The 8,889-nt window shown below is 73.5% G+C and carries 6 protein-coding genes and 1 pseudogene; 4 read left to right on the top strand and 3 right to left on the bottom strand.

Annotated elements, in window-relative coordinates; genetic code table 11:
- The 3 genes from ACFV2S_RS16670 to ACFV2S_RS16660 all read left to right on the top strand — a co-directional run.
- On the top strand, positions 1-364 hold a 364-nt coding region (locus tag ACFV2S_RS16670; RefSeq protein WP_385558941.1), incomplete at its 5' end, for a tyrosinase cofactor.
- Between the two features lie 21 nt (positions 365-385).
- On the top strand, positions 386-1,213 hold the full coding sequence (locus ACFV2S_RS16665) for a tyrosinase family protein (RefSeq protein WP_385558938.1): 828 nt from the start codon (positions 386-388) through the stop codon (positions 1,211-1,213).
- A gap of 209 nt (positions 1,214-1,422) precedes the next feature.
- The gene (locus ACFV2S_RS16660; RefSeq protein ID WP_385558935.1) at positions 1,423-2,874 is read left to right on the top strand and encodes an MFS transporter; all 1,452 of its coding nucleotides are present in this window, start codon (positions 1,423-1,425) and stop codon (positions 2,872-2,874) included.
- A 40-nt stretch (positions 2,875-2,914) separates the two neighbouring features.
- On the opposite strand, the pseudogene ACFV2S_RS16655 reads toward ACFV2S_RS16660, so the two are convergent.
- From ACFV2S_RS16655 to ACFV2S_RS16645, 3 genes and pseudogenes are all read right to left on the bottom strand, one after another.
- Positions 2,915-3,360, bottom strand: a pseudogene (locus ACFV2S_RS16655) (GNAT family N-acetyltransferase); the annotation flags it as partial.
- A 29-nt stretch (positions 3,361-3,389) separates the two neighbouring features.
- On the bottom strand, positions 3,390-5,753 hold the full coding sequence (locus ACFV2S_RS16650) for an ATP-binding cassette domain-containing protein (protein WP_385558932.1): 2,364 nt from the start codon (positions 5,751-5,753) through the stop codon (positions 3,390-3,392).
- A gap of 251 nt (positions 5,754-6,004) precedes the next feature.
- Positions 6,005-7,216 (bottom strand): Cmx/CmrA family chloramphenicol efflux MFS transporter, encoded by a 1,212-nt coding sequence (locus ACFV2S_RS16645; RefSeq protein WP_385558929.1) that lies wholly within the window; start codon positions 7,214-7,216, stop codon positions 6,005-6,007.
- A 313-nt stretch (positions 7,217-7,529) separates the two neighbouring features.
- Between ACFV2S_RS16645 and ACFV2S_RS16640 the strand changes: the two genes are divergently transcribed.
- Positions 7,530-8,889 (top strand): cation:proton antiporter (locus ACFV2S_RS16640; RefSeq protein ID WP_385558926.1); only part of this gene is annotated, 1,360 nt, incomplete at its 3' end.

Below are 8,889 nucleotides of genomic sequence, written 5' to 3'. Positions count from 1 at the left end.
ACACTCAGAGACACCACCCACAACCCAGCGCCCACCCACACCGCCCGCGCAGCGACATAGACCGCCTCTGCGCGCCGCCCCCCGGCCCGCCGCCCCCGCGCCCGGCCCGACCCCGTTCGACGAGGTCTACCAGGGCCGCCGCATCAAGGGCGGCCCGTCGCACGGCGGCCACCACGGAGGCCACCACTCGGGCGGCTACTCCGTGACGATCGACGGCGAGGAACTGCACGTCATGCAGAACGCCGACGGCACCTGGATCAGCGTCATCAACCACTACGAGCCGGTGGCCACGCCCAAGGCGGTGGCCCGCGCCGCCGTCCGCGAACTGCAGGGCGCCCCGCTCGTTCCGCTGACCCTCGCCTGACCGATCCAGGAGCGCACCACCATGACCGTACGCAAGAACCAGGCCACCCTCACCGCCGACGAGAAGCGGCGCTTCGTCAACGCCCTGCTGGAGCTCAAGCGTTCCGGGCAGTACGACGCCTTCGTCACCACGCACAACGCGTTCATCATGAGCGACACGGACAGCGGCGACCGCGTCGGCCACCGCTCGCCGTCGTTCCTGCCCTGGCACCGCCGCTTCCTCATACAGTTCGAGCAGGCGCTGCGGTCCGTCGACGCCACCGTCACCCTGCCCTACTGGGACTGGACGGCCGACCGCACCTCCCGCTCCTCGCTGTGGGCGCCCGACTTCCTGGGCGGCACGGGCCGGGCCCGCGACGGCCAGGTGACGGACGGCCCGTTCGCCCGCACCGGGAACCGCTGGACGATCAACGTCCGAGTCGACGGGCGCGACTACCTCCGGCGCGACCTCGGAGCCGGCGGCCGCCAGCTCCCCACCCGGGCCGAGGTGGACTCCGTCCTCGCCATGGAGACCTACGACACGGCTCCCTGGAACAGCTCGTCGGACGGCTTCCGCAACCACCTGGAGGGCTGGCGCGGCGTGAACCTCCACAACCGCGTCCACGTCTGGGTCGGCGGCCAGATGGCCACCGGGGTCTCCCCGAACGACCCCGTGTTCTGGATGCACCACGCCTTCGTCGACAAGCTGTGGGCCGACTGGCAGGCCCGGCATCCCCGGTCGCCCTACCTGCCCGCGGCCGGCACCGCGAACGTCGTCGACCTCGGCGACACCATGCGTCCGTGGAACGACGTGACCCCGGCGGACATGCTGGACCACACCCCCCACTACACGTTCGACACGGCGGCCTGACGGGCTCCTGAACCCCTCCCCGCCCCGGGCGCCCACAGAGGCGACCCGGGGCGGGGCGCGGCATTTGCCGACATCAACGGATGATCCAGGAGGAAAGGAGGCATCGGGAACGCGCGCGACGGGTACTCGGGCCTTCGCAGGCCGGGAGGCGCACACGGTCCGTGTCGCACGCCGTCCACCGCGCCGTACCCGACGGAAGAGGAGGACACGTGACCCGGCAAGAGTCGGCGCAGGCCCCGCGCGGGCAGCAGGAGGAACCGGACCCCCGGCGGTGGAAGGCGCTCGGCGTCTGCCTCGTGGCGGGCTTCATGATCCTCCTCGACGTGTCGATCGTGAACGTCGCACTGCCCTCCATCCGCTCCGGCCTCCACACCCCCGAGTCGGACCTCCAGTGGGTGCTCTCCGGGTACGCCCTGGCCTTCGGCCTCTTCCTGATCCCGGCCGGACGGCTCGGCGACGCCCGCGGCCGGCGCAGCGTCTTCATGGTCGGCCTCGCGCTCTTCACCCTCGCCTCGGTGTCCTGCGGAGCGGCGCAGTCGAGCATGTGGCTGGTGGTCTCGCGGCTGGCGCAGGGAGCGGCCGGAGGCCTGGTCTCACCGCAGGTCTCCGCGCTCATCCAGCAGATGTTCCGGGGGGCCGAGCGCGGCAGGGCCTTCGGGATGTTCGGCACCGTCGTCGGCGTCTCCACCGCCGTCGGCCCCCTCCTCGGCGGGCTCCTGATCCAGGTGGCGGGAGCCGAGGAGGGCTGGCGCTGGGTCTTCTACGTCAACCTCCCGATCGGGATCGTGTGCCTGTTCCTCGCCCGGCGGCTGCTGCCCGACACACCGGACGCCAAGCCGGTGCGGCTCTCCAGGCTCGACCCCGTCGGCGTCGTGCTCCTCGGCGCCGCCGTCCTCGCCCTGCTGCTGCCCTTCGTCCAGTCCCAGCAGTGGTCCGGGAACGGGAAGTACGGGCTCCTCCTCGCCGCCGCCGCGCTGCTCGCGGCCTTCGTGGGATGGGAGCGCCGCTGCGCGAGGTCGGGCACCGAGCCCCTCATCGACCTGGCGCTCTTCCGCCTCCGGTCCTACTGGCTCGGCTCGCTGCTGATCCTGCTGTACTTCGCGGGCTTCACCTCGATCTTCTTCGTCAGCACGCTCTACCTGCAGAACGGACTGCACTACACCGCGCTCCAGGCGGGACTCGCCATCACGCCCTTCGCCCTGGGCTCGGGGTTCGCGGCCGGAATCGGCGGCCGGCTCGTGAACCGCTTCGGCCGGCCTCTCGTGGTCGTCGGCCTGACGATGGTGACGGTCGGCTTCGTCGGGGCCGCGTTCGCGGTCCACCAGGTCCCCGGCCGGGGCGTGGGCTGGGCCCTGCTCGCCCCGCTGCTCCTCGCGGGCCTCGGCAGCGGCCTGGTGATCTCCCCGAACCAGACCCTCACCCTCTCCGAGGTGCCGGTGCACCGCGCGGGCACCGCCGGCGGCACCCTGCAGACCGGTCAGCGGGTCGGCTCGGCGATCGGCATCGCCGCAGTCGGTGCGGTCTTCTTCGACCACGTCGCCCAGGACGGCTGGGCCGCAGCCTTCGACCACGGTCTCCTCGTCTCGATCGCCTTCGTCGCGGCCGCCCTCGTCGCGGCACTCGCCGACGTGGCGGCGGGCCGCCGCGCCGCACGCCGCTGACCACCGTGGCGCGACGTACGGAGGCGACGGCGAGGACGCGCTACGGTGTCCGGAAGCCGCGGAAGGTCACGTGCTTCCGGCTGGTGAAACCGAGCCGTTCGTAGAGCGCGATCGCCCCGGTGTTCTCCTCGGCCACGTGCAGGAAGGGGCGTTCGTTCCGGTCCAGGACCCGGGCGACGAGCGTGTCCAGGAGACGGGCGGCATGCCCCTGCCCGCGCGCCTCGGGGTCGGTGCAGACGGCGCTGATCTCGGTCCAGCCGGGGGACGGAGCCGCTCGCCCGCCATGGCCACCAGTCGGCCGTCCGCGCGGATCCCGAGGTAGGTGCCGAGTTCACGGGTGCGCGGCCAGAACGGTCCCGGTCGCGTGCGCGCGGTCAGGTCGAGCATCTCGGGCACGTCGGCCGCGCCGAGTTCGACCACTTCGGTTCCGGCCGGAGCGGGGCCCGCCACGGGCCGGACACCGTCGGACCGGACCATCTGCCGGCCCCGCGGGCCCGAGCCGTGCGAGGGACTCCTCAGGGCCGTCCGGAGAGGGCCCGGGCCAGATACGGTGCGGTGCGACTGTCCGCCGCCCGCGCCACCTGGCCCGGGGGGCCGGCCGCCACCACGCGGCCCCCCTGGTCGCCACCGCCCGGCCCGAGGTCGACGACCCAGTCGGCTGTGGCGACGACGTCCATGTCGTGCTCGACGACGACCACCGAGTGCCCGGCGTCCACGAGCCCGTGGAGCTGCCGCATCAGGACCTCCACGTCGGCCGGGTGCAGCCCGGTCGTCGGCTCGTCCAGCACGTACAGGGTGTGCGCGCCACGCGGCCGCTGGAGTTCCGAGGCGAGCTTCACGCGCTGCGCCTCGCCACCCGAGAGCTCGGTGGCGGGCTGCCCGAGCCGCAGATAGCCGAGGCCCACGTCGAGGAGGGCGCGCAGGCTCCGCGCCGCGGCGGGGGTTCCGTCGAAGAAGGCGGCGGCGGACTCGACGGTCAGGTCGAGGACCTCGGCGATCGTGAGGCCGCGCAGCCGCACCCGGAGGGTCTCGGGGTTGTAGCGGGCGCCGTGGCAGTCGGGGCAGGGCGCGTACGTACTGGGGAGGAAGAGGAGCTCCACCGAGACGAAGCCCTCGCCCTGGCAGGTCTCGCAGCGGCCGCCGGGCACGTTGAAGGAGAAGCGGCCCGCCTTGTACCCGCGTGCCACGGCCTCCTCGGTCTCGGTGAACAGCTTGCGCACGACGTCGAAGAGGCCCGTGTACGTGGCGAGGTTGGAGCGCGGCGTCCGCCCGATCGGCCGCTGGTCCACCGTCACCAGGCGCCGCACGCCCGCGACGTCCTCGGTGAGCGCGTCGACGAGGGTGGACTTCCCCGAGCCCGAGACGCCGGTGACGGCGGTCAGGACGCCGACCGGGAAGGCCGCGTCCACCGCGCGCAGGTTGTGCCGGGTGACCGGGCCCGGCCGCAGCCAGCCCGCCGGCTCCCGCACGGTCCGCGCGGGCGCGGGCGGCCGGTCGAAGAGGAACCGCCGGGTCGCCGAGGCCTCGACGCCGGCCAGCTCCTCCGGGGGCCCGCTGTGCAGCACCCGGCCGCCGTGCACTCCGGCCCGCGGACCGACGTCCACGAGCCAGTCGGCGTGCCGGACGACGTCGAGGTGGTGCTCCACGACGAAGACCGAGTTGCCGGCCGCCTTGAGCCGGTCGAGGACCACGAGCAGCGCCTCGGTGTCCGCCGGGTGCAGCCCGGCGGAGGGCTCGTCGAGCACGTACACGACGCCGAAGAGGCCGGAGCGGAGCTGGGTGGCGAGCCGCAGCCGCTGGAGCTCGCCGTTGGAGAGCGTGGGAGTAGCGCGGTCCAGGCTGAGGTAGCCGAGGCCGAGTTCGGTGACCGTGGCGATCCGGGCGACGAGGTCGTCGGTGAGGACGCGCGCCGTCTCCGAGGCGTCCGGCGCCGTCGCGGCGGCCGTCGAGAGGAGCCCGGACAGGGCGGTGAGCGGCAGCGCGGCGAGCTCGGCGACGTTGCGGCCGGCGAAGGTGACCGCCAGTGCCTCGGGGCGCAGCCGCCCGCCGCCGCAGGCCGGGCAGGGCGCGCTCGTGAGGAAGCGCTCCGCCTTGGTGCGCAGGGACGCGCTCTTCGAGTCGGCGAAGGTGCGCAGGACGTAGCGGCGCGCGCTCATGTACGTGCCCTGGTAGGGGCGTTGGATGCGGCCCGCCTCGCGCACCGGGTGCACGGTGACGACCGGCTGCTCGTCCGTGAAGAGGATCCACTCCCGGTCCTCGGCGTCGAGCTCCCGCCAGGGGCGGTCGACGTCGTGACCGAGGGTGTCGAGGACGTCCCGCAGGTTCTTCCCCTGCCAGGCGCCGGGCCAGGCAGCGATGGCGCCCTGACGGATCGACAGGGCGGGATCGGGCACCAGGAGTTCCTCGCTGGTGTCGTGCACCAGCCCGAGTCCGTGGCACGAAGGACACGCGCCCGCGGCGGTGTTGGGGGAGAAGGCGTCGGAGTCGAGCCTCTCGGCGCCCTCCGGGTAGCGGCCGGCCCGCGAGAACAGCATCCGCAGGGAGTTGGAGAGTGTGGTGACCGTGCCGACGGAGGAGCGGGCGTTCGGGGAGGAACGGCGCTGCTCCAGGGAGACGGCGGGCGGCAGGCCGGTGATCTCGCCGACGGCGGGCGCCCCCACCTGGTGGATCAGCCGCCGCGCGTAGGGGGCCACCGACTCGAAGTAGCGGCGCTGGGCCTCGGCGTAGATCGTCCCGAAGGCGAGCGACGACTTGCCGGAGCCGGAGACCCCCGTGAACACGACGAGCGCGTCGCGCGGGATGTCCACGTCGACCCCGGCGAGGTTGTGCTCGCGGGCGCCTCGGACACGGACGTACGGATCGTGGGGGCTGTCGTGCATGGGCCGACCCTACCGAATGGTCCGCGTTTGCCCCGGTCGCTCCCCTCTCCGTGGACCCGGCGTCCGAGTCCGCGCCACACGCGGTCCATCATCGCTCCCCTTCCGGGGCCACCCCTCTGGGAGTGCCTCTCCGACGAGACCCGCTGCCGTCTGCTGAGCTGGGTCAGGCCCTGCTCGACGAGATCCGGCGCTCCTGGTCGGGGCGGCCCGCCCCCATGAGGGGGACGGGCCACCGGAGACGGGACGGACGGTCAGGGACGGGCCTCCACCGGGAGCTCGGTGGGTGCGTTCTCCGCGGCACCGGCGGCGCCCTTGGTGCCGGTGATGCCGGCGGCCCGGGCCACCCCCGCCAGGACGAGCGCGGTGGCGACGAGCACGGCGCTCACCACCAGGGGCGAGCGGTAGCCGAAGCCGACGCCCAGGGCGAGACCGCCCAGGGCGGGCCCGGCGGCGGCGCCGACGTTCAGGGCGGCGGTGGCGAATCCACCTGCGAGCGTGGGCGCGTCCGACGCCGTGTAGAGGGCCTGCGCGATCAGCGTGGAGCCCACGCCGAACGAGAGCGCGCCCTGGACGAAGACGAGGACGAGCGCCACGACCGGGTTCCCGGCGGTGAGGGCGAGGACCAGCCACCCGGCGAGGAGGGCGGCGCCTCCGACCGCGAGGACCTGGCCGGGACGGGTGTCCGCGAGCCGGCCGCCCACGGTGACCCCGACGAAGGACCCGATGCCGAACAGCGCGAGCGTGGCGGGCACCCAGCCGGAGCTCAGCCCGGTCACCTTGGTGATGACCGGCGCGAGGTACGTGAACGAGCAGAACGTCGCTCCGTTGACCAGCGCCCCGAGCAGGAGCGTCACGCCGACCCGGGGCGTGCGGAGCGCCCGCAGTTCGTGGCGGACGCTGGGAGCCGCGGCGTCGACGGGCGTCGCGGGCACGGACCACAGCACCGCGGCGATCGCGGGGGCGGAGATGATCGCGACCCCCCAGAACGCCGAGCGCCAGCCCCAGACCTCGCTGAGGACGGCGCCGAGCGGGACACCGGCGACGCAGGCGAGGGTGACGCCGCCGAGCAGGATCGAGGTCGCCCGGCCCTTCGCCTGGGGGCCGGCCATGCTCGCCGCGGTGGCGAGGCCGACGGCGAGGAAGCCCGCGTTGGCGAGCGCGGCGATCACCCGCGTGACGAAGAGGACGTCGAAGCTGTTGGTGAGGGCGCCGACGACATGCGCGAGGAGGAACGTGACGAGGAAGGTGAGCAGCGCCCGGCGGCGCGGCCGGCGCAGACTCAGCATCGCGACCAGCGGTGCGCCGATGATCATTCCGACGGCGAAGGCCGAGGTGAGCGAGCCGACGGCCTGGAGGGACACGCCGAAGTCGGCGGCCATGTCCTCCACGAGCCCTGAGAGCATGAATTCCGACGTTCCCTGGGCGAATACGGCCAGCCCGAGAACGTAGACGGCGAATGGCATGAAGAAGCTCCAACTACATCGCAGAAGGGGGAGACGCGACGCATGGACGAAAGGCCGTGCGTGGCGTGGGAGACGTCCAGGAGAGCTCCTGACGTGATCCCGCGATGCGGTTGATCCGTGGCGGATGCGCGACGCACTGCTCGGCGGCAGAGGCCGGGGGAAGCAGGGTCGTCAGAGGGTTACGCGATCAGCCACCGGATCACCGGTGGCTCGCTTCTTTCCGCCTCAGGACTCGACATACCTCTCAACGTAGCAACGCCCGGAGCACCGTGTCGAACGACGTGGACCCCCCGGCGCGGAGAAAGGAGCGTTCATGACGACCCACCAGACAGCCATGATCATGATGGGGCTCGCGGTGGTCCTCGCGCTGGCGCACGTGCTCGGGCGCCTCGCCCGGCGATGCGGCCAGCCGGCCGTCCTCGGCGAGATCCTCGCCGGCATCCTGCTCGGTCCGACGCTGTTCCACGGCGCGCTCTCGGACGCGGTCTTCCCCACGGACGTCCGGCCGATGCTCAGCACGCTCGGGAACCTGGGCGTCGCGCTGTTCATGTTCCTCGTCGGCCTCGAACTCGACCACCGGCTGCTGCGGGGGAACAAACGCGCGGCGGTCGGGGTGTCCGTGGGGTCGATCGTCTGCTCGTTCGGACTCGGCGCCGCGCTGGCGGTGTGGCTCTGGAACGCCCATCCGGTCGGCGACCGGCTCGCCTTCGTCCTGTTCCTCGGCGCCGCCATGTCCATCACGGCCTTCCCGGTCCTCGCCCGCATCCTCACCGACCTGGGCATCCAGCACACGCGGGTCGGCGCGCTGGCGATGGCGAGCGCGGCCGCCGGGGACGTCGTCGCCTGGCTGCTGCTCGCGGCCGTCCTGACCTTCACGGGAAGCCGGAGCTCCTGGCAGGTGCTTCTGATCCTGCCGTACGCCGTGGTCATGATCGCGGTGGTACGGCCGCTCCTCGGCAGGTTCCTGGCCGCCCGGGAGCAGGGCGGGGCGCAGGCGGGCGAGCACGGGCCGGGAGCCGGGCCGCTCGGGGTCCTGACGGTGCTGCTGCTCGTCTCCGGTGCGCTGAGCGAGTGGTTCGGGCTGCACTTCATCTTCGGCGCGTTCCTCGCGGGCGCGATCGTGCCGCGGCAGGGCACGGAGCGGCTGCGCGCGGCGGTCGCCGACCGGTTCGAGCCGGTCACCTGGATGCTGCTGCCCGCGTACTTCACGGTCGCCGGGCTGAAGGTGGACCTCAGCACGGTGGATACGGACCGACTCGGCGAGCTCGGCCTGATCCTCCTCGTCGCGATCGGCGGCAAGTTCGGCGGCGCCTACCTGGGGGCGCGGGCCACGGGCAGGCCCGGACCGTCGGCCACGACGCTTGGCATCCTCATGAACACCCGCGGTCTCACCGAACTCGTCATCCTGGGCGTCGGCCTGCAACTGGGGCTGCTCGACGCGGACCTGTACTCCCTCATGGTCGTCATGGCCCTCGTCACCACCGCCATGACCGCGCCCCTGATGCGCTGGGCCTACCCGCGCGAGATGGTCGACGCGGATCTGCGGGAGCCGGCCGCGGGCGGGGGGGGGGGGGGGGCGCGGCCCCCCCCCCCCCCGCCCCCGGGGGGGGGGCCCGGGGGGGGCCCGCCGGGGGCCCCCCCCCCCCGCCCCGCCCCCGCCCCGGAGTCGCCTG

It is taken from the genome of Streptomyces sp. NPDC059695 (assembly GCF_042733785.1).
GTDB lineage: Bacteria > Actinomycetota > Actinomycetes > Streptomycetales > Streptomycetaceae > Streptomyces.
The sequence above is the reverse complement of the archived record's forward strand: the minus strand, read 5'-3'. Positions and strand labels throughout refer to the sequence as shown.

Bases quoted from the DNA above. Each gene is read 5' to 3' on its own strand.
- ACFV2S_RS16665 (WP_385558938.1), top strand. From the start codon at position 386: ATGACCGTACGCAAGAACCAGGCCACCCTCACCGCCGACGAGAAGCGG.
- ACFV2S_RS16650 (WP_385558932.1), bottom strand. From the start codon at position 5,753: ATGCACGACAGCCCCCACGATCCGTACGTCCGTGTCCGAGGCGCCCGC.
- ACFV2S_RS16645 (WP_385558929.1), bottom strand. From the start codon at position 7,216: ATGCCATTCGCCGTCTACGTTCTCGGGCTGGCCGTATTCGCCCAGGGA.